Origin of the sequence: Frateuria flava, from assembly GCF_017837635.1 — a bacterium.
Classification (GTDB): domain Bacteria; phylum Pseudomonadota; class Gammaproteobacteria; order Xanthomonadales; family Rhodanobacteraceae; genus Frateuria_A; species Frateuria_A flava.
In genome coordinates, this window is the sequence record NZ_JAGJRS010000034.1 from 68,170 (window position 1) to 88,137 (window position 19,968).

Below are 19,968 nucleotides of genomic sequence, written 5' to 3' on the forward strand. Positions count from 1 at the left end.
AGGCCCGCGCGGGTCAGCTTGCGATTTGCCGCGGCCAGCGCCAGGCGTACCAGGCGATGCCCAGTTGCAGCGCGATCTCGACGCAGCTCATGAACACATAAAAAGCCCAGGCGCCCGGGAGCGTGGCAAGGATGATCGCGGTCAGCGCGATGCTGATCAGCAGGTTGAGCCAGCGTGCGAACGCCGCCGGCAAGGCAAGCGAGAGGAAGATCATCACCGCCGGCACCGCCACGAGCACGGACACGGCCACCAGCGAGCCCTGGCTCGTCGGGCCCAACGGGCCGATGCCGTCGAGCATGTCCTTGAGGTTGCCGGGCCGGTACAGGCCCCAGAAATCGCCGTAGATGTAGCAGGACATGATGGCTGCCCACAGCGCGGACAGCTTGAATCTCACATGGACCTTGAGGTCTTCCAGGCGGGTACGGGCCATCGGTTGCTCCGTGTCGATGGGTGGGCCTGACGGCCCGGTCGGGTGTGCTCCGCGGCAAACGGCGTCGAGGCCGGCGACGTGCCTCCGTAAGGGTGGGGCTCCTGAAAAAAGCAGCGGCCTGCGGGAGGTGATCAGGTCCCTCCTTGAGGCTGGATCGACAGGGCGCCGTGGTTGCGGATCGCGGATGCGCCGGCCAGCAGCCACAGGCAGGTTCCCAGTTCGCCGACGGAGGCCGGCAGCAGGACGTAGTCGGCCACGGCCGATACCGCATACGAGGGCAGCATGAGCGTGGCGAGGAAGTCGGCCAGGTAGCCCAGCCCGCCCAGGATCAGCAGCATCCCGAGCAACCGCGGCAGCAAGCCGCATTTGCTCACCAGGTAGCCCAGCGGCAGCAGCCACGCGCCCCAGAAGACCTCGAGCATGAGCAGGCCTTGCCGGTAGGCACCCAGCTGCACCATCACCTGGCCCTGCAACTGCCCGGTGTCGAACATCTGCCGGTAGTCCGCGTTGTCCAGCAACGACAGGACGTCCAGGCGATGTCCCAGGTTGGCGAGGGCGACCGGCACGCTTGCAGCGGCGAACGCGACCATCAGCACCGCGGCCGTCCGGCCGGCACCGCCCAGCAGCCGATACAGCGCCAGCGGCAGCAGCAGGAAGGCGGCCTGGCAGGCCAGCTCGGCAACGATGCCCAGCCGGAACAACGTGTCCATCTGCACGATCCGCGCGACCTTCGCCGCAGCGTCGCCGTCTGTCGCCAACTGCGAGGGCACGTAGCCCAGGTAGAACATGCCGGTGACGACCGTGATCAGGTAGAGCAGGCCTGCGACCCGCGCGTTTCCTTTCATGCTTGCCTCCGTTTCGTGTACGGGTGAACGCGGGCTTTTTCAGGAGTCGTCGGAGCAGTCGGAATCGTCGCCGTCGATGATCCGGGCAAACGGCTTGAAGGCGGGCAGCGAGTCGGCGAGGCGGTTCTGCGCGGCGCGGATCTGGCCGATGTCCAGGCAGATCTTGTTGGCCTCGTCGTCGACCCGCCGGGTCGCGGTGTCGAGCTTCGCGTCGGCCTGTTCGCTGTCGCTGCCGGTGACGTGCTCTGCCGCGTTCTTCAGCGACTGCACCGCCACCGCGGCGCCCGCCTTGCCGGTGGCCACGCCGTGTTCGCGTACGGCGCGGGCGCCCTGGTAATACTGCTGGAGCAGTTGCCGCTGCGTGGTATCGACCGCCACGTCGTGGCCGTCGATCACCAACCGGCCGGTGGCGTCCAGCAGCGCCTCGCTGTTGCCCGTGCCGTGGAGCGTGACCTGGTCGCCGAGGACCACGATGCCGCCGTTGGCAATCGTGGTGGTATCGAGCCCGTTGCCACAACCGGCCAGGACGAGGCTGGCCGCAAGGGCGAGGGCGAAGCGCGAGTGACGAGAGAACATTCCTTGGCCTCCTGAAGAACCGGTTTAGTTTTCGTCGCGCCCGCAGTCGTCGACATCCTTCTGCGTCATGGTCGCGTAGGGGCGGAACTGCGGCATTGCCGCGGCCAGCTTCTGCTGCGAGGCCAGCAGGCCCGGCAGGTCGTGGCAGAGCTTCATGGCGGCGACTTTGATCTGCTCGGCCTGCGGCTTGATGCTGGCCTCGATCTCCTTGTCGCTCTTGCCGGTGAGCGCGCCCCAGATCGCTTCCTTGGCGGCGCGGGTGCCCAGGTTGGCGCCGTGTTCGCCGATGTCCATGCCGGCCTCGGCAATGCCCACGACCTGCTGGCGGTAATCGAGCAACAGAGTGTGCTGTTCCGGCGTGGCGTCGATCGTCTTGCCGGCGATCACCAGATCCCCTTGCGGCGTGATGGCCGCATGGGGGAGGGAGTCGCGATCATCCTGCCGGCCGTGGCCGACGTGGATGTGGCCGATGTCGATGTCCTTGGTCGCCAGTTCGCGCTTGGCCTGTTCGATCCCCTTGTGGATCTCGGCCGAGATCATCGATGGGTAGGTCTGTTTGTCGACCTCCTTCATCGCCTGGGTCACGTTGTCGCCAGCGTCCGAGCCGGAAGAGCCGCATCCGGCCAGGAGCAGGACCAGGGCAATGGCGCCGGGGGTGAGCGTGCGGATCTTCATGGATCGTCCTCGGGTCGGATGCGGCGTTCGGACTTGCAATGCAGGGCGGGTCTTCGGCGATCAGCCTTCGTCGCGCCAGCGGCGGAACCAGATGGCCGCGGCGATGAGTGCCGCCCCCGCCGCCACGCCGACCCACAGATTCACCGAGCCGAGCAACTGGTAGGCGTTGCCGAGGTTCATGAAATCGAGGTTGTTGTTGCCGGTGTGGATCAGGTCGTCACTGGCGATCAGGCTGGCGCCGGGGAAGGCGCTGAACAGGGCGCGGGCCACGATGTTCTGCCAGAACCAGCCGGTCGACAGGTTGAACAGTCCCATGATGCCGAACCAGGTGACCAGCAGGCCGGTGGCGACCGGCAGGGCGATGGCCCACAGGAACGGCTTGGTGCGGGCCCAGGCCGAGCACGCCATCAGCCAGCCGACCGAGGGCAGGGCCCACAGCAGGTACAGGGGGATGTGGCCGAGCATGTTGACGGTGACACGGAACGGATGGGCCAGCGTCAGCAGTTGCCAGACATGCACGCCGTGGAAGGACAGCGTCAGGGCCACGATCAGCAGTTGCAGGATGCCTGCGGCGATGCCGGCCAACGTGGCGATCACCGGGGCCACGAGCGTGGCGCTGATGACCTTGGACAGGACCGTTTCGGTATCCGACAACGGCAGCGACTTCCAGAACAGGATGCTGCGATCGCGCCGCTCGTCGTAGATGGCGCCCAGGCAGTAGAAGAACACCACGAAGCCCAGCACCACGAAGATCAGCGCCATGGAGGAGTACATGGCCATGTCCAGCGCCATGCCTACATGACTCAGGTCACCGGCATCCATCTGCGAAATGACGCTTTGCAGGTTGCCACCGGCGAAGTGTTGCTTGGCCGCTGCGAGCTCACCGATATGGACGCCGTGGCGGGCGCCGATGATTTCAGCGGCGATGATGCCCATGATGTTCAGCAGCAGGAAGATGCCGCCGGTGACCAGCGGCGCCCACAGGAAGCCGCCGCGATGTTCCCAGAACTCGCGCTTGACGAGCCAGTACAGTTGGTTGCCAGCAAGGGTTTTCATGCGTAGGTCCCTTTCATGGTGGCGACGAACAGGTCGCTGACGGACGGGCGGCGGATTTCGCCAAGTGCCTCGAGCGTCGGGCGGTCGGCGCCGTCGAACAGGAAGATGCTCTTGCCGAAGACCTGGCGTTCGTCGATCGGCTTGAGAGCGCGTGCGGCGGCGGCCTGGTCGGCGTTGACCATCACTTCGGCGAAGCGGTCGCCGACGGCGTCCATGTCGGTATCCAGCACGATCTTGCCGTCGCGGATGAACATCAGGTCGGTGAGGATGTGCTCGATCTCTTCCACCTGATGGGTGGTGACGATGATCGTCTTGTTCTCGTCGAAGTAATCCTCCAGCAGGCTCTGGTAGAACTGCTTGCGGTAGAGGATGTCCAGGCCGAGCGTGGGCTCGTCCAGCACCAGCAGGCGGGCGTCGATCGCCATCACCAGGGCCAGGTGCAGCTGCACGATCATGCCCTTGGACATCTGCCGCACGCGCTGGTCGGGGGTGAGCTTGGTGCGCTTGAGGAAGCCCTCGCACTTGGCGCGGTCGAAGCGCGGGTGCACGTGGGCAACGAAGTCGACCGCCTCGCGCACTCGGATCCAGCGCGGCAGCACCGCCACGTCGGCGATGAAGCAGACCTGTTCCATCAGCTTGTCGCGCTGGGTGCGCGGGTCGTAGCCGAGCACGTTCAGTTCGCCGTCGAAAGGCGTCAGGCCCAGGATGGCCTTGAGCGCGGTGGTCTTGCCGGCGCCGTTGGGGCCGATCAGGCCCACGATGCGGCCGGGCTGGATCTCGAAGTTCACGCTGTCCAGCGCGGTCGCGTTCTTGTAGCGCTTGCTCAGGTTGCGAGCGGTGACGATGGCGCTCATGGCTTCGATTCCGTGGTGGCCGGCGCTTCGCGCATCAGCGTTTTGATATCCAGACCCAGGCGCTGCAGGCGCGCGAACAGGGCCGGCCATTCCTCGCGCAGGAAGCGCTCGCGTTCGGATTTCAACAAGGCCTCGCGGGCCCCATCAGTGACGAACATGCCCAGTCCTCTCCTTTTCTCGACCAGTTGATCGTCGACCAGCTCCTGGTACGCCTTCGAAACGGTCAGCGGATTGATCTGAAAATCCGCCGCCACCTGGCGTACCGACGGCAGCGGGTCGCCTTCGTTCAAGGCGCCATCCAGGATCATCGCCACCACGCGTTCGCGCAGTTGGCGGTAGATCGGGACGCTGTCGTTCCAGGTGATGGTCATACGTTATTCCTTGCTGGCACGGGCGATCTGGGTGCCGAACGAATAGTAGGGCATGGCCAACTGCGCCCCGAGCAGGGTGGCGCCCGCTTCGGCGCGGGTGCCCAGCGTCGGCGCCAGGGTGGCGCTGGTGATGTCCGAGCCTTCCAGCAGTGCGGCGGCGCGCAGGTCGCTGGCGGTCGGGCTGACCTCGACCGGGGCCAGGTTCACCACGCGAATGCCGTTGATTTCGGAAACCGGCGTGGTGCGCACCGGGTTGTTCAGGGTGGCCAGGCTCGTCGCGGTAATCAGGGTGGCGGCGGCCAGGGCGATCAGGTTCTGCGCTTTCATGGCGGGTCTCCTTAGTGACCTCGTGGACCGGTGTTGTAGTGAACTATAACACCATCCTCGAAAGCGTCAACAGGCAAGTGGCCATTACTCATGGCCTATTTGCGGAACCCTAAGGTTTGTCAAAGGGTTAGGTGAGGCAGGCGCCACCAGGCATGGTCGTCGCGCCCGAGCGGACCCCTACAGGGAACGCTGCATGCCTGTGGCAGCGCCCTAGGGCGCGACCGCCCTCCAGGGGCCGCCGAGGCCCGAATGGCGGGGCGTCGGCGTGCTTTCGAAGGCATCCCGTCGAAGGGGCGTGGTGCGCCGGAGCCCCCGACCGCTCACTTGCCGGCCGGATACACCTGCTTGCCGCCGACCCACGTCCCCAGCACCCGCGTCTTCCAGATGTCCTGCGGGTGGACGCTGAAAATATCCTGGTCGACCAGGATGAAGTCGGCGTACTTGCCCGGTTCCAGCGTGCCCTGGGTCTTCTCCGCGTGGCCGGCGTAGGCCGCGCTCAGGGTGAATGCACGCAGCGCCTCGACCAGGCTGAGCTTCTGGTCGGGATACCAGCCACCCGGCGGCTGGTTCTGGTGGTCCTGGCGGGTGACCGCGGCATGCAGGCCGAAGAACGGGTTGGGCGACTCGACCGGGAAGTCCGAGCCGAAGGCGACCACCGTGCCCTGCTTGAGGAAACGCCGCCACGCGTAGGCGCCGGCGATGCGCGCCTGGCCCACGCGGTCCTCGGCCATGTTCATGTCGGAGGTGGCGTGCGTGGGCTGCATCGAGGCGATGAGGTTCAGCGGCACGAAGCGTGGGATGTCCTTGAGCGAGACGATCTGCGCGTGCTCGACGCGGTTGCGCAAGGCCTTCGCGCCTGGATGGACCTTGTAGGCGGCGGCGAAGCTGTCGAGCACCTCGCGATTGGCCGCATCGCCGATTGCGTGGATGTTGACCTGGTAACCCTTGGCGAAGGCCTTCTCGATCTTCGACTCCATCGTGCCAGGGCTCATGAACAGCAGGCCATGGTTGTGCGGGTCGTCGGAGTAGGGCTTGAGCATGGCCGCGCCGCGGCTGCCCAGCGCGCCGTCGGCGAACAGCTTGACCGCGTGCACCGTCAGGTAGCCATCGCCGTAACCGTCCAGCGGAGCGCCAGCAGTGATGGTGTCGAAAGCGTCGCCGGTGTCGCGGATCATCGCGTAGATGCGCGCGGTGAGCTTGTGTTCGTCGGCGTAGCGCTTGTAGAGGCGGTAGTTGGGCAGGTCGATGCCGGCGTCGTCCACGCCGGTCAGGCCCACGCGCGCCATCTCCGCCAGCGCGGTGTCGAGCGCGAGGGCGCGCTCGTTGTCGGTGGGTTCGGGCACGACCGCTCCGACTAGCGCCGCGGCGCCATCGACGAACACGCCGGTGGGGTTGCCCTGGGCGTCGCGTTCGATGCGGCCGCCGGGAGGATCCTTGGTGTCGCGAGTGATGCCGGCCAGCTTCATCGCCGCGGTGTTCGCCCAGGCGGCGTGGCCGTCGACGCGGCTCAGCCAGACAGGGCGGTCGGACACCACTGCGTCCAGTTCACTGGCCGTCGGGAAGCGGCCGAGCTTCCAGATCACCTGGTTCCAGCCGCCGCCGATGATCCAGCGCGCGTCCGGATGGGACTTGGCGTAGTCCTTGACGCGGGCGAGCGCCTCGTCGAGCGATTGCGTTCCGGTCAGGTCGGCCTGGGTGAGCGCGTAGCCCAGCTCCAGCACATGGCCGTGGGCGTCGATCAGGCCCGGCAGCAGGGTCTTGCCGTGGCCATCGACCACCTTGGCGTCACCCGCGCGTCTGGCGAGCGTGTTGTCGGCGCCGGTGGCAACCACCTTGCCGTCATCCACCAGCAGGGCATCGAAGCGCTGCAGCTTGCCCTGGCTGTCCAGGGTGTAGCCCTTGACGTTGTGCACGTAAAGATCGGCGGCCTGCAGCGTCGGCGCGGTGGCCAGCAGGGCGAGCAAGGACAGACGCAGGGTGCGATTCATGCGTGCGGATTCCTGTGCGGGAAAGCCGCAGTGTGTCGGGGCGGGCGAGGTTTTTCCACTTGTCGGAAAGCGAAAGCCCCTCTCCCGTCGGGAGAGGGGCTGTGGAGAGGGTCTGGCCAGCGCGAAATCCTCGCTTTGCCCGAACCCGCTGCCGCCCTGTCGGCACCTCTCCGGGGGGGGATGGGAAGAGGATTACGCCGCCTTGGGCAGCAGCGTCCCGATCGCGTCCCTGGCCGCCGCCAGCGCCTGGCTCTTGTGCTCGGCACTGACCGCCACGCCCTCGGCACGCACGAACTCCACGTTGGTGATGCCGAGGAAGCCGAGGACTGCGCGCAGGTAGTTCTCCTGAAAATCCATCGCCGCGGCGCCAGTGCCTTCGCCGTAGAAACCGCCACGGCTGGAAGCCACGATCACCCGCTTGCCGCCGGCCAGGCCCTCGGGGCCGTTGGCGGTGTAGCGGAAGGTCTTGCCCGCCACCGCGATGCGGTCGATCCAGGCCTTGAGCGTGCTGGGGATACCGAAGTTGTACATGGGCGCGCCGAGCACGATCACGTCGGCGGCAAGGAACTCGTCCATCACCTCGTTGCCAAGCAGCGCGGCCGCATCGTTGGCATCGGCCACCGGCGTCCAGTGGGGCAGCGGCTGGGCCGCCAGATCGCGGTAGCGGATGGAAGCGGCCGGGTGATCGCGCCTGACCTGGGCCACGATGTCCGCGGTGAGCCCGCGCGAGACCGAATGCTGGCCCAGGGCGCTCGAATCGATGTGCAGCAGTTTCATGGCGTAGCTCCAGTCGAAGGCCGGCATGCCGGCGACGGAGTAACGATACTTTCGCAACAATGGACTGATAAGACGGGTAATATCGAACTTATCGTTTCTAAAAGGAAACAGCCGGCATGACACTCGATGGCACGCTGCAGGACCTCAACGACCTCTACTTTTTCGCCATGGTGGTCGAGCACAACGGGTTTTCCGCGGCTGGCCGCGCGCTGGGTATCCCGAAGTCGCGCCTGAGCAAGCGGGTGTCGCAACTGGAGGAGCGACTGGGCGTGCGCCTGCTGCAGCGGACGACCCGCCGCTTCGTCGTCACCGAAGTCGGCGAGCGTTTCTATGCCCATTGCCGCGCGGTACTGGAAGAGGCGCGGGCAGCGCAGGAGGCGGTCGACGAGTTGCGCGCCGAGCCGCGGGGCGTGGTGCGGCTGAGCTGCCCGGTATCGCTCGCGCAGACGGTGGTGGCGCACGTGCTGCCGGACTTCCTGGCGCAATACCCCAAGGTGCAGGTGCGCGTGCTCTCCAGCAACCGACGCGTCGACGTGGTGGGCGAGGGCTACGACCTCGCCATCCGCGTACGCAGCAAGCTCGACAGCGATGCCAACCTGGTGATGCGCACGTTCGGCCTCTCGCGCGTGCTGGCGGTGGCCAGCCCTGCGTTGCTCGACCGCTTGGGACGGCCGACGGCGCCGACGGGGCTGTCCGCGTTGCCCGCGCTGACCATGCTCGAACACGAAGGGGCGCAGGTGTGGGAGCTGATCGACGCGCAAGGCGAGCGCGTCTCGGTCGAGATGAGCGCACGCCTGGTCACCGGCGAGTTCGCCTTGCTGCTGGAAGCGGCACGCCGGGGTCTGGGCGTGGCGCTGCTGCCCGAGTTCGTCTGCGCGCCGGCGGTCACGCGCGGCGAGCTGGAGGTCGTACTGCCGGAGTGGAGTGCGCCGGAGGGGACGATGCACTTCGTCTATCCCAGCCGCCGCGGCATGCTGCCTGGCGTTCGGGCGCTGGTGGACTTCCTCGCCGAGCGCCTGCCCGAGGCGACCCGCCAGAAGCACGAACAGTGCCGCCAGCGCCCGCTGGCCCCGCTCGACCGGCCGCGCACATGAGCCGTGCTAGGCTTGCCGTTTGGCCTTCCAGACATCCGCGCGCATGAACATCGATACCAAGTTGCCCAAGGTCGGCACCACCATCTTCAGCGTGATGAGCCAGCTGGCGCTGGATAACCAGGCGGTGAACCTGGGCCAGGGCTTTCCGGATTTCGAGCCGCCGCAGTCACTGCGCGATGCGCTTACCCGCGCGATGGCCGAAGGCAAGAACCAGTACGCGCCGGGCATCGGTACGGCGGCGCTGCGCGAGCAGATCGCGATCAAGACGCAACGGCTGTACGGGCGACGCGTGGACTCGGCCACCGAAATCACGGTCACTTCCGGCGCCACCGAGGCGCTGTTCGCGGCAATCGCGGCGATCGTGCGCGCGGGCGAGGAAGTGATCGTGTTCGATCCGGCGTATGACTCCTACGAGCCGGCGATCGAGCTGCAGGGCGCGCGTGCGGTGCACATTCCGCTGACGGTGCCCAGCTTCGCCATCGACTGGCAGCGCGTGCGCGATGCGATCACGCCCAAGACCCGGATGATCCTGATCAACAGCCCGCACAATCCTTCCGGTGCGGTGCTCTCGGCGGACGACCTGGAGACGCTGGCGCAGATCACCCGCGACACCAACATCATCGTGCTGTCGGACGAGGTCTACGAGCACATCGTCTATGACGGCGCGCGGCACGAGAGCGTGCTGCGCCATCCGGAACTGGCTGCGCGCAGCATCGTGGTGTCGAGCTTCGGCAAGACCTACCACTGCACCGGCTGGAAGGTCGGCTACGCCGTGGCGCCGGCGGCACTGTCGGCCGAGTTCCGCAAGGTGCATCAGTACCTGACCTTCTGCACCTTCCATCCGGCGCAGGTCGCGTTCGCCGAGATCATGGCGAACGACCCCGCGCATTACCTGGAACTGCCGGACTTCTACCAGGCCAAGCGCGACCGCTTCCGCGCGCTGCTGGCGCCCTCGCGCCTGAAGCTGCTGGACGTGCCAGGCGGTTATTTCCAGCTGGTCGACTACTCGGCCATCCGCGACGAGGACGACCTTGCCTTCGCGCGCTGGCTGGTGGAGCAGGGCGGCGTGGCGGGCGTCCCGCTGACGCCGTTCTACGAGAAGCCGCCGGGCACGCGCCTGCTGCGCCTGTGCTTCGCCAAGAGCGATGCCACCATGACCGCCGCCGCGGAGCGCCTATGTCGCCTGTAAGCATGCAGCCGCTGACCGTCAGCCTGGTGCAGGGTGCGACGCGCTGGCACGATGCGCCGGCCAATCGCGAGTACTACGGCGGGCTGGTGCGCCAGGCCAGGGGCAGCGACCTGATCGTGCTCCCGGAGACGTTTCTGTCCGGTTTCAGCAACGACACCCGCGCCAGTGCCGGCACCATGGACGGCGAGGGCGTGGCCTGGTTGCGCGATCTGGCGCGCGAGGTGGGCGCGGTGATCTGCGGGAGCCTGGCCATCATCGAAGACGGCACGGTCTACAACCGCCTGTTCTGGATGCGCCCGGACGGCAGCCACGCGCAGTACGACAAACGTCACCTGTTCCGCATGGCGGGCGAGCACACCCGCTACGGCGGCGGTCGCGACCGGCTGGTGGTGGAACTTAAGGGTTGGCGCATCCTCCCGCAGGTCTGTTACGACCTGCGCTTTCCGGTGTGGCTGCGCAATCGCCGGCTGGAAAGCGCCGCCGGTGGCATGGACTACGACCTGGCGCTGTTTGTCGCCAACTGGCCGGCGCCGCGCCGACAGCCGTGGCGCACGCTCCTGCGCGCGCGGGCGATCGAGAACCTCGCCTGCGTGGTGGGCGTCAACCGCGTCGGCGTCGACGGCAATGACTTGCCTTATGCCGGCGATAGCGCAGTGATCGATGCGATCGGCGATGCCATGATCGAGCTTGGCGCGCAGGAGCAGGTTTCCACAGTGCGCCTGGATCCGGCGCCACTGCTGGCGCATCGCGAGCGCTTCCCGGCCTGGATGGACGCGGACGAGTTCACGCTGGCACCGGTTTGATCGAACCGCTTCCACGCTTCGGCAGCAAAAGCCCCGATGTCACCGGCCCGTGGCAAGCCCACTTGCGGGAGAAGCCGTGGCGCCAATGTATGGCATGGGTCATGGCCGCTCTTGCCGCCGAACCCACAAAGTCGAACGGCCTCTGCTTTTTCGCCACCTTTCGCGCCTTGCTTGCGGGTCGTGCCATGCGGATCGTAGGCATCAATTTATGAAGCTTATAAGGGAAGCCTGATTTTCCGGCAGGACCACTTCCTGCAGCAGCCGGGCCTGTGTCCCGCATGGGCGAAAGCTTTCCCGGCGACCTTCTTTTTTGCCTCGGCAAAACAAGCCCTTTGCCGCATTTCCAATCGACTGTCCAAGGCACGCGGAAGCGTTTGCCGATACTCGATCGCTGCCATTTCCTCCGATTGACCGATGGGCATTTGCACGTAGTCTTGACGCCGGTCCCCCAAGGTTCGCCGCCCGTAGGGCGCACGAACCCCTACGCGGGGCACCAGGGAAGCACAAGGCCCCGAACGGATCGGGCTACTGGACTCACCGACTCATGCACTCGCTTGATCCGCTTTTGCCGGCGGCGCGGGAGCGTGCGCGAAAGAGGCCGGTTCCGCGTCCCTTGTCACCTGCAGCGCGTCTGCCAGTTCCGGCGCGTTGCGACTACCTGCAAACGGAATGGAATCGCGATGAGAACTGAATCGTTGAAGCGTGGCGTCCTGGCACTGGGTGTCGGCTCGGTCATGCTGCTCAGTGGCTGCGCCAGCCTGGCCGCCACCAAGAAGGATCCGATCGGCGGATCTGCCGCAGGGTCGAACAGCGCCAATGCCAACAAGACGCTGGAGCATTGCTCCAAGCCACTGGGCACGCTGGCGGTCGAGGAGGACACCAGCCAGAACTGGTTCGCGATCCTTACCACCCAATACCACCTGCCGGCCACCACGCCGCTGATCCGCCTGATGATCCAGCAAAGCAACTGTTTCGTCGTGGTGGATCGCGGTCGCGCGATGAGCTCGATGATGCAGGAACGCGGCCTGGCCGATTCGGGCGAGCTGCGCGGACGCAGCAACATGGGCAGGGGTCAGATGGTGGCGGCCGATTATGTCGTCACGCCGACCATCCAGTTCGCGGAGGACACCGGTGGTGGCGCCGCCGCACTGGCCGGCGTGCTGCCGTATGGCGCGCTGATTGGCGCGGTTGCCGGCTCGATCAAGCATCGCGAGGCTTCGACCACGCTGATGCTTACGGACGTGCGTTCGGGGGTGCAGGTCGCCGTGGCGCAAGGCAGCGCGAGCAAGAACGACTTCGGCTTCGGCGGGCTGGGCATCGGCGGTTCTGCTGGCGCAGCCATGGGCGGATACAGCAGGACTCCGCAGGGCCGGCTCATCGCCAGTGCCTTTATGGATTCGTATAACGAAATGGTGCGCGCGGTCCGCAATTATGCGCCACAGAAGGTCGCAGGCGGTCTGGGCACGGGTGGCAGCCTGGGCGTCGATGGCGCATCGCGACCGCAGGGCGAAAGCTTTTCGCTGGCCGACGCCCAGCGGCGGCTCGCGGGGCTGGGCCTGTATACGAGCAAGGTCGACGGTCTGCCAGGGCCGGGCACCACCAAGGCCATCAGTCGCTTTCAGCAGATACGTGGCTTGACGGTGACCGGGCAATTGGACGACGCAACTGCCGATGCCCTGAGAAACTGACACGCCACGCGCGGGATGCTCCATCACGACGAAGCCGCCCATGGGGCGGCTTCCGTTTGCGGGCAGACATCAGCGTGTGGCGCAGGTGGCGTCAGTCCATCTTGGTGGAGGGGCAGGCCGAAGCCTGCCCTGCGGCTCAGGGAAGGATGGCCAGGACGGCTTCCGGCGGGCGACCGATGGCGGCCTTCCCATCGGCCACGACGATAGGACGCTCGATGAGTTTCGGATGCGCGACCATGGCCTTCAGGAGGGCTTCGTCGCCCAGCGCCGAGTCGTCCAGCCCTTGTTCCTTATAGTCGGCCTCGCCCGTGCGCAGGAGCTGGCGGGGCGTCATGCCGAGCATGCACAGCAGAGTCCGGAGCTCGTCCACGCTGGGCGGTGTGTCCAGGTAATTTACGACCTCCGGTTCGATGCCGCGCGCCTGCAACAACTCCAGCGTGCCGCGCGACTTGGAACAGCGGCTGTTGTGGTAGATGCGCACGCTCATCAGCGGTTGCCGGACCGGTTGCCGCCGCGACCGCCGGGCGGACGGCCGCCGCCATGGCCCTGCGGACGGTTGCCGCGGTTCTGCGGCCGGCCGCCCTGGCCGGGTGCGCCGCCTTGGCGGTTGCCGCGATTGCCACCACCACCGCCACCACCGCCACCACCGAAGCCCGAGTAAGGACTGGCGTTGCGCGCTTCACCGCCGCGGCCACCACCGGGCTTGCCGCCACGACGGTTGCCGCCGGCCGAATTGCCACCTGCCGGATTGCCACCGGCCCGGTTGCCCGACGGGCCGCGGGCGCCACCGTCACGGCTCTCGCCAGCGAACCAGGTACGCACGGATGGCAGCTCCTGTCCCGGCGCCACGCCGCGCTTGTTCTTGCGGCGGCCAGCACTGGCCGGACGCTCGGGACGGGCGACGTTGCCGTTCACTTCCTTGCCGGGGCGGCGGCGCTGCTGTTTGCCGCGCGCCGGTTCCTCGCGGATGCGATCAAATGCGCGCAGTTCGCGCGCCTCGTCCTGGTAGGCACCGCTCCAGCCGGTCGGCGCACCGCGCTCGGGGCGGTATTCCGTCACGCTGCGGCTGGCACGGCGTTGGTGAAGCACAGGACTGAGCGTCAGTACGGGCTGGGCCGGGCCCAGGCCGGCGGACTTGCGCAGGTCCTTGATGGCGTCTTCCGATAGCGACTCGCTCTCGCCGCGGCGCAGCGTGCGCGGCAGCTCCACGCTGCCATAGCGGATGCGTTTGAGGCGGCTGACCAGGAAGCCCTGCGAATCCCACAGGCGGCGCACCTCGCGGTTGCGGCCCTCGCGGATCACCACGCGGAACCAGCTGTGGCTACCGCCGCGGCTGATGATGGCGATCTCATCGAAGCGGGCCGCGCCGTCTTCCAGTTCGACGCCGGCCTTGAGCTTTTCGATCACCTCGTCGGGCACCTCACCGTGCACGCGGCAGAGGTACTCGCGACCAAGGCCACTCTTGGGGTGCATCAACGCGTTGGCCAATTCGCCGTCCGTGGTGAGCAGCAGCAGGCCGGTGGTATTGATGTCCAGGCGACCCACGGCGACCCAGCGCGCGCCCTTCAGGCGCGGCAGCTGCTCGAAGACGGTGGGACGGCCTTCGGGATCTTCGCGGGTGGTCACCACGCCCTCGGGCTTGTGGTAAAGCAGCACCTCGGTGTCGTCGCGGTTGTCGGTGGCGACGACGAACTGCTTGCCGTCGAGCACCACGCGGTCGCCGGCGTGCACACTGGCGCCGATGCCGGCCGGCTCGCCGTTGAGTTCGACCTCTCCGCCCTGGATGCGCTGCTCCAGCATGCGGCGCGAGCCGAGGCCCGCGTTGGCCAGCACCTTGTGCAGGCGTTCTTCAAGGGCGGGATTGTTGGCCTCTTCGCGGGGTTCGCGCTTGAGGGTCAGGACGGATTTCTGCGGCGCAGTCATGCGCGGTACTCCTCGGTGTGCTGCTCGGCGGCGTCTTCGTCGACGTCCGCAGGGGCTGCTGCCTCGTCGGCAGTGGCGGATGGGGTGGGTGCCTCGTCCTCGGACGCGGCGGTGGCTTCGATGGCGTCGGCCGGTTCGGCCTCGGCGGGCGCGCCGTCGGTGGCTACTGCGTCCGGACTGGGACCGGCGGTGATCTGGTCGGTTTCGGAGGCCTCATCCGGCGTGGCTTCGGCGCCTTCCTCGTCCGGGTCGATCGGGAGGTCCTTGATCACCCGCGGCGGCAGCGGCTCTTGGTCGAGCCGTAGCTGCGGGTCTTCCATGTCGCGGATTTCCGACAATGGCGGCAGTTCGTCCAGCGACTTGAGGTTGAAATAATCGAGGAAGGCGCGGGTGGTGCCGAACAGCGCCGGCCTGCCGGGCACGTCGCGATGGCCGACTACGCGGATCCACTCGCGCTCTTCCAGTGTCTTGATGATGTTGGAAGAGACCACGACGCCGCGGATCTGCTCGATCTCCGGCCGGGTGATCGGCTGGCGATAGGCGATCAACGCGAGGGTTTCCAGCAGAGCACGCGAGTAGCGGCTTGGCTTCTCGGTCCACATGCGCGACACCCACGGGTGCACGTCCTGGCGGACCTGGTAGCGGAAGCCGGAGGCGACTTCCTTCAACTCCACGCCGCGTCCGTTGCAGTCTTCGCCCAGCGCTTCGAGCGCGCGCGCGATGGCCTCGCGGTCGACCTGGTCCTCTTCGACGAACAGCTCGCCCAACTGTGCCACGGTGAGCGGTTGGCTGGCGGCGAGCAGGGCCGCCTCGATGATCGGTTTGAGTTGATCGATCTGCATGGCCTGATGGTTTTCGGGGAGCCGGCGCCTTACTCGGCGGCGGCGGACACCGGCACGTCGTCCGGCAGTTCGGCGCTTTCCTCGGCAAGCGAGGCTTTCGCCTTGATATAGATCGGCGCCAGCGGTTCTTCCTGCACGATTTCCACAAGCATTTCCTTGGCCAGCTCGAGCATCGAAAGGAACGTCACCACGACGCCAAGGCGGCCTTCGTTGACGTCGAAGAGGCTTTCGAACCGGTGGAACACGCCGTCTTCGAGCCGGCTCAGCAGTTCACCCATGCGCTGGCGCACGCTCAGCGCCTCGCGCTTGATCGCGTGGTGGCCGAACAGCTCGGCGCGGTGCATCACGTCCTTGAGCGCCAGCAGCATTTCCTTCAGGTCCAGCGGAGGCGGCAGCTTGACCACGTTGCGCTCGCCGACCTCGGCGTGCACTGCGACCGTGTCGCGCTCGACGCGGGGTAGGGTGTCGATGTCCTCGGCAGCCCGCTTGAAGCGTTCGTACTCCTGCAGGCGACGCACCAGTTCGGCGCGCGGGTCGTCCTCGATGCCTTCCTCGGCGGGCGGCCGGGGCAGCAGCAGGCGCGATTTGATCTCGCCCAGGATCGCCGCCATCAGCAGGTATTCGGCGGCCAGCTCCAGCCGCATCACGTCCCGCATCATGTCGATGTATTCCATGTACTGCCGGGTAATCTCGGCAATCGGAATGTCCAGGATGTCCAGGTTCTGGCGGCGGATCAGGTAAAGCAGCAAATCCAGCGGACCCTCGAACGCCTCGAGAAAAACTTCCAACGCGTCCGGCGGGATGTACAGGTCCTGCGGCATCTGCAGCAAGGGTTCGCCACGCACGACCGCCAGCGGCATTTCCTGCTGCTGGGGAATCGACGCGAAGGCGTCCTGCGACGGTGCGGCCGGCTGCTGCGGTTCTGTGCTCATCAATGCATGTCGTGGGGCCGCTCACGCGGCCGGCAATGCGTTCAAACCTTTCGTCCTGGCCGGGCGTCGCCCTGCGGACGCTATCCCCTCGTGACCGCGGCTTCGGACCGACGGCCGGTCAAGCCGGCTTGCCGCTTTCGGCGCAGCCGTCGCCGCGGTATCGCATGACGAAGCCGCGCCACGGCGGTTCGGTCAGGCGGCTCAGGCGACCACCAAGGCGTCCGCACTGGGCATCAGACCCCGAAGCGGACGCAAGACAGGATGGCGACACGGCGCCACGGACGGTTCAAATCGATCTGCCGGGAACCTGGGAAGCATGCCGCGATGGCCGGTATCGACCGGCACGGCGCACGCTGGAACCGGGCATGACCACAGGTTAGCGGTAGCGTTGCGGCAAGTCCAGTATGTGCCGGCGGGTGGGCAGCATGTGACACGTTGTGTCGTGCTGCAGCCGAGCGCGGCAGTTCGGACGCATGTCCGGGGCGGACGTGGGATGATGCCGCCCGACGCGCGGATGGCATGGAGATTGCTTCGTCCGACCCGAAGGGGCGATGGCGTTCGTTCTACGCGCGCCGTCCGCTGAATGCCGGGGTGGCGAGCGGCAAAGGACTGTCGATGGGGCGCAGGATGCGTCGTACGATCGCAGGGACGTCACAGGGCGCAGGTGCGCTTCGCTTGGGGAGCTAGATGACGATCGAAGACAACGTGGCGAATGAATCGGGCCCCAAGTTCCTGCGGCCCGCGCGCATGCGCATCGAGACCACCGTGCTTATGAGCCACGGGGTACAGTCGCATCCGACCGAGCTGGTCGACATTTCCGCCACGGGCGCGCTGTTGCGCCGGCCGCTGGGCTGGCAGGGCGAGCCAGGGCAGGCGTGGGTGCTGGACATGATTTTTGGTCGCGACCTGCACATCCACCTGGAAGCGGTGGTCGCGCGCATTTCCGATCGCCACATCGGTTTCGCCTACTCACGCATTCCGGAAGACAAGCAGGTGCCGCTGTGGAACCTGCTCGGCGGTTACGCCGACATCCTGGAGCATTGGCGGGAGGAGTGATTCCGGCCGCGCGTTTTTCGCCCGAGCCCGCTAGCGGGCGATGCTTCTACTTCGATCGCGCACAAGAACATCGCCCGCAAGCGGGCTCCCCCGCAAGCGTTGCTCGCTTAGGCGGGCGTCTTCTTTTGTTCGCTGCGTAGTTCGCGACGAAGGATCTTGCCCACGTTGGACTTGGGCAACGCATCGCGGAACTCGATCTGGCGGGGGCGTTTGTAGCCGGTCAGGTTGTCGTGGCAGAACTGCTTGAGCATGTCGGCGGTCAGGGCCGGGTCCTTGCGCACCACGAAAAGCTTCACCACCTCGCCCGAGTGTTCGTCGGGCACGCCCACGGCGGCGACCTCGGCCACGCCGGGGTGTTGCATGACGACGTCCTCGACTTCGTTCGGATACACATTGAAGCCCGAGACCAGGATCATGTCCTTCTTGCGGTCGACGATGTAGACGTAACCGTTCTCGTCCATGCGGGCGATGTCGCCGGTGTGCAACCAGCCGTCGGCGCCGAGCACCTTGGCGGTTTCCTCGGGGCGCTGCCAGTAGCCCTGCATCACCTGTGGGCCACGCACCATCAATTCGCCCGTCTCGCCAATCGGCAGCGGCTGGTTCTCTTCCGACCAGATCGCGACATCGGTAGAAGGCACCGGCAGACCGATCGAGCCGTTGTAATCGCGCAGATCCAGCGGGTTGATGCACACCGCCGGGGAGGTTTCGGTCAGGCCGTAGGCTTCGGCCAGGGTGCAGCCGGTGGTCTTCTTCCAGCGCTCGGCGACCGCGCGCTGCACAGCCATGCCGCCGCCCAGGGTCAGGTGCAGGCGGGAGAAGTCCAGTTCCGCGAATCCGGGCGTGTTGAGCAGGCCGTTGAACAGTGTGTTGACGCCGGTGAGTGCCGTGAAACCGGACTTCTTCAGCTCCTTGACGAAACCCGGCATGTCGCGCGGATTGGTGATCAGCCAGTTCAGTCCGCCCAGGCGCATGAATACCAGCCCGTTCGCCGTCAGCGAGAAGATGTGATACAGCGGCAGCGCCGTGATGATCACCTCTTCGCCGGGGTTGGCCAGGTCGCCGATCCAGGCACTGGCCTGAAGCATGTTGGCGACCATGTTGCCGTGGCTGAGCATGGCGCCCTTGGCCACGCCGGTGGTGCCGCCGGTGTACTGCAGGAAGGCGAGGTCGGCGTGGCCGAGTTCCACCTTGGGCATGGGGTGTGATGCGCCCTGCGCCAGCGCATCGCGGAAGCGCACTGCCTTGGGCAGCGAGTAGTGCGGCACCATCTTCTTGACGTGCTTGAGCACGAAGTTGACCAGCGCCCCCTTGGGAAAGCCCAGCAGGTCGCCGATGCCGGTGGTGATCACGTGCTCGACGTGGGTCTGGCCAATGACTTCCTGCAGCGTGGAGGCGAAGTTGTCCAGCACCACGATGGCCTTGGCGCCGGAGTCTTCCAACTGGTGCTTGAGCTCGCGCGCCGTGTAGAGCGGGTTGGTGTTGACCACCACGACGCCGGCGCGCAGCGCGCCGAACAGCGCGATCGGGTACTGCAGCACGTTGGGCAGCATGATGGCGAGCCGATCGCCTTTCTTCAGGCCCAGCACGCCGGTGAGGTAGCCGGCGAACTGGCGGCTCCGGGTCTCGATCTCGCCGTAGCTCAATTGCTTGCCGAAGCTTGAAAAGGCCGGCTTGTCGCGGAACTTGCCGAAGGCTTCTTCCACCACCTCCGCCACCGACGCATAGGCGTTGACGTCGATCTGGGCGGGTACGTCATGCGGATAGTGGGCAAGCCACGGACGATCGTTGCTCATGTACTGTTCCTGTTCCCCGTTCGGCCTTGCGGCCGAGGCATTGGAGCATACGCCTGCGCATGGCGGCAAGCCGCGCTGCGGCGAGGATCGGAGGGTTCATGCGAGCAGGAAAAATGCTGTCTTTCTTTGGGCTGGCGCTGGCCTTCGCGGCGTTGGCCGGATGCCGGCACGCGCCCGACGAAACGCGCGTGCGCGAAGCCATTGCATCCGCCGAACAGGCGGCCGAACAGGCTGATGCGGGCGGCGTGGTCGAGCCGCTCAGCGAAGACTTCGATGGCAACGGCGGCCGGCTCGAGCGCAAGGACATCGCCAACCTGATCCGGCTGGCGCGTCTGCGCGGCGAGCACGTCGGGGTGACGCTCGGGCCGATCTCGGTGGAGCGGCGCGGCGAGCGGCTGGTGGCGGACTTCACCGTGACTTTCACCCAGGGCAGCCGCCTGCTGCCGGACTCGGCGGGTGTGTACAAGGTGGAAACGGCGTGGCGCAGTGAGGGGGACGACTGGCGCTGCTACAGCGCGACGTGGAAGCGGCAGCTTTAGCGCGATTGCCAGAAATGGCCACGCTCACAGCGCCCGTGGACTCGCCCGCAGTGCCCGTGCACCTGCGACCGAGCCTTCCCCCGCTTGCGGGGGAAGGTGCCGACAGGCGGATGGGGGAAGCCTGGCGAAGGTTTGCCCTCACGAAGCGGGCACTTTCTAGGCGAGTCTGAGGCGAGGTTTCCCCCCATCCGCCCTCCGGGCACCTTCCCC

21 protein-coding genes are annotated in these 19,968 nt (G+C 66.7%); 6 read left to right on the forward strand and 15 right to left on the reverse strand.

What is annotated here, in order from left to right; all coding sequences use genetic code 11:
• Positions 1 to 13: 13 nt before the first annotated feature.
• The 10 genes from J7I44_RS15245 to J7I44_RS15290 form a co-directional block, all read right to left on the reverse strand.
• Complete coding sequence (locus J7I44_RS15245) at positions 14 to 430, reverse strand: DUF6326 family protein (protein WP_209622794.1); 417 nt, start codon at positions 428 to 430, stop codon at positions 14 to 16.
• 131 nt (positions 431 to 561) lie between these two features.
• Complete coding sequence (locus tag J7I44_RS15250) at positions 562 to 1,275, reverse strand: DUF4386 domain-containing protein (protein WP_209622797.1); 714 nt, start codon at positions 1,273 to 1,275, stop codon at positions 562 to 564.
• Between the two features lie 39 nt (positions 1,276 to 1,314).
• The gene (locus tag J7I44_RS15255) at positions 1,315 to 1,851 is read right to left on the reverse strand and encodes a DUF2884 family protein (RefSeq protein WP_209622801.1); all 537 of its coding nucleotides are present in this window, start codon (positions 1,849 to 1,851) and stop codon (positions 1,315 to 1,317) included.
• A gap of 24 nt (positions 1,852 to 1,875) precedes the next feature.
• Entirely contained in the window at positions 1,876 to 2,526 is a 651-nt protein-coding gene (locus J7I44_RS15260) for a YggN family protein (RefSeq protein ID WP_209622804.1), read from the reverse strand.
• Between the two features lie 60 nt (positions 2,527 to 2,586).
• Positions 2,587 to 3,582 carry an ABC-2 transporter permease gene (locus tag J7I44_RS15265; protein ID WP_209622806.1) on the reverse strand — a complete coding sequence of 332 codons (996 nt, stop codon included), beginning with the start codon at positions 3,580 to 3,582 and terminating at the stop codon, positions 2,587 to 2,589.
• Positions 3,579 to 4,436, reverse strand: coding sequence for an ABC transporter ATP-binding protein (locus J7I44_RS15270; RefSeq protein WP_209622808.1), 858 nt, complete (start codon positions 4,434 to 4,436; stop codon positions 3,579 to 3,581). The genes J7I44_RS15265 and J7I44_RS15270 overlap by 4 nt, the downstream gene beginning before the upstream one ends.
• On the reverse strand, positions 4,433 to 4,807 hold the full coding sequence (locus J7I44_RS15275; protein WP_209622810.1) for a GntR family transcriptional regulator: 375 nt from the start codon (positions 4,805 to 4,807) through the stop codon (positions 4,433 to 4,435). Before J7I44_RS15275 ends, J7I44_RS15270 begins: the two co-directional genes overlap by 4 nt.
• A gap of 3 nt (positions 4,808 to 4,810) precedes the next feature.
• Positions 4,811 to 5,134: a hypothetical protein gene (locus tag J7I44_RS15280; protein ID WP_209622812.1), complete on the reverse strand. Its 324-nt coding sequence runs from the start codon at positions 5,132 to 5,134 to the stop codon at positions 4,811 to 4,813.
• A gap of 320 nt (positions 5,135 to 5,454) precedes the next feature.
• The gene (locus tag J7I44_RS15285; RefSeq protein ID WP_209622814.1) at positions 5,455 to 7,122 is read right to left on the reverse strand and encodes an amidohydrolase; all 1,668 of its coding nucleotides are present in this window, start codon (positions 7,120 to 7,122) and stop codon (positions 5,455 to 5,457) included.
• Between the two features lie 192 nt (positions 7,123 to 7,314).
• Positions 7,315 to 7,899, reverse strand: a complete 585-nt coding sequence (locus tag J7I44_RS15290; protein ID WP_209622816.1) for an FMN-dependent NADH-azoreductase — start codon at positions 7,897 to 7,899, stop codon at positions 7,315 to 7,317.
• Positions 7,900 to 8,015: 116 nt separating this feature from the next.
• Here J7I44_RS15290 and J7I44_RS15295 point away from each other — a divergent pair, with 116 nt between their 5' ends.
• The 4 genes from J7I44_RS15295 to J7I44_RS15310 all read left to right on the forward strand — a co-directional run bounded on the left by J7I44_RS15295 (position 8,016) and on the right by J7I44_RS15310 (position 12,673).
• Positions 8,016 to 8,993 (forward strand): LysR substrate-binding domain-containing protein, encoded by a 978-nt coding sequence (locus tag J7I44_RS15295; RefSeq protein WP_209622818.1) that lies wholly within the window; start codon positions 8,016 to 8,018, stop codon positions 8,991 to 8,993.
• 43 nt (positions 8,994 to 9,036) lie between these two features.
• Positions 9,037 to 10,182, forward strand: coding sequence for a pyridoxal phosphate-dependent aminotransferase (locus tag J7I44_RS15300; RefSeq protein ID WP_209622820.1), 1,146 nt, complete (start codon positions 9,037 to 9,039; stop codon positions 10,180 to 10,182).
• Positions 10,170 to 10,985: an amidohydrolase gene (locus J7I44_RS15305; protein ID WP_209622822.1), complete on the forward strand. Its 816-nt coding sequence runs from the start codon at positions 10,170 to 10,172 to the stop codon at positions 10,983 to 10,985. Before J7I44_RS15300 ends, J7I44_RS15305 begins: the two co-directional genes overlap by 13 nt.
• Before the next feature lie 680 nt (positions 10,986 to 11,665).
• Positions 11,666 to 12,673 (forward strand): peptidoglycan-binding protein, encoded by a 1,008-nt coding sequence (locus J7I44_RS15310; RefSeq protein WP_209622824.1) that lies wholly within the window; start codon positions 11,666 to 11,668, stop codon positions 12,671 to 12,673.
• Positions 12,674 to 12,809: 136 nt separating this feature from the next.
• On the opposite strand, the gene arsC is transcribed toward J7I44_RS15310, so the two are convergent.
• Genes arsC through J7I44_RS15330 form a run of 4 tightly spaced genes read right to left on the reverse strand, consistent with a single transcriptional unit; the run spans position 12,810 to position 16,370 of the window.
• Positions 12,810 to 13,160: an arsenate reductase (glutaredoxin) gene (gene arsC, locus J7I44_RS15315; protein WP_245188227.1), complete on the reverse strand. Its 351-nt coding sequence runs from the start codon at positions 13,158 to 13,160 to the stop codon at positions 12,810 to 12,812.
• Positions 13,160 to 14,596: a pseudouridine synthase gene (locus J7I44_RS15320; protein WP_209622826.1), complete on the reverse strand. Its 1,437-nt coding sequence runs from the start codon at positions 14,594 to 14,596 to the stop codon at positions 13,160 to 13,162. Before J7I44_RS15320 ends, arsC begins: the two co-directional genes overlap by 1 nt.
• Positions 14,593 to 15,438 carry an SMC-Scp complex subunit ScpB gene (scpB, locus tag J7I44_RS15325; protein WP_209622828.1) on the reverse strand — a complete coding sequence of 282 codons (846 nt, stop codon included), beginning with the start codon at positions 15,436 to 15,438 and terminating at the stop codon, positions 14,593 to 14,595. The genes J7I44_RS15320 and scpB overlap by 4 nt, the downstream gene beginning before the upstream one ends.
• A 29-nt stretch (positions 15,439 to 15,467) precedes the next feature.
• Positions 15,468 to 16,370, reverse strand: coding sequence for a segregation and condensation protein A (locus J7I44_RS15330; protein WP_209622830.1), 903 nt, complete (start codon positions 16,368 to 16,370; stop codon positions 15,468 to 15,470).
• 687 nt (positions 16,371 to 17,057) lie between these two features.
• Here J7I44_RS15330 and J7I44_RS15335 point away from each other — a divergent pair.
• Positions 17,058 to 17,426, forward strand: a complete 369-nt coding sequence (locus J7I44_RS15335; protein WP_209622832.1) for a PilZ domain-containing protein — start codon at positions 17,058 to 17,060, stop codon at positions 17,424 to 17,426.
• 107 nt (positions 17,427 to 17,533) lie between these two features.
• Here the strand turns inward: J7I44_RS15335 and J7I44_RS15340 are convergent, their stop codons facing one another.
• Entirely contained in the window at positions 17,534 to 19,219 is a 1,686-nt protein-coding gene (locus J7I44_RS15340; protein ID WP_209622834.1) for an AMP-binding protein, read from the reverse strand.
• A 113-nt stretch (positions 19,220 to 19,332) separates the two neighbouring features.
• On the opposite strand from J7I44_RS15340, the gene J7I44_RS15345 reads away from it, so the two are divergent.
• A complete protein-coding gene (locus J7I44_RS15345; RefSeq protein WP_209622836.1) occupies positions 19,333 to 19,758 on the forward strand; it encodes a hypothetical protein in 426 nt (141 codons plus the stop codon).
• Positions 19,759 to 19,968: the final 210 nt, after the last annotated feature.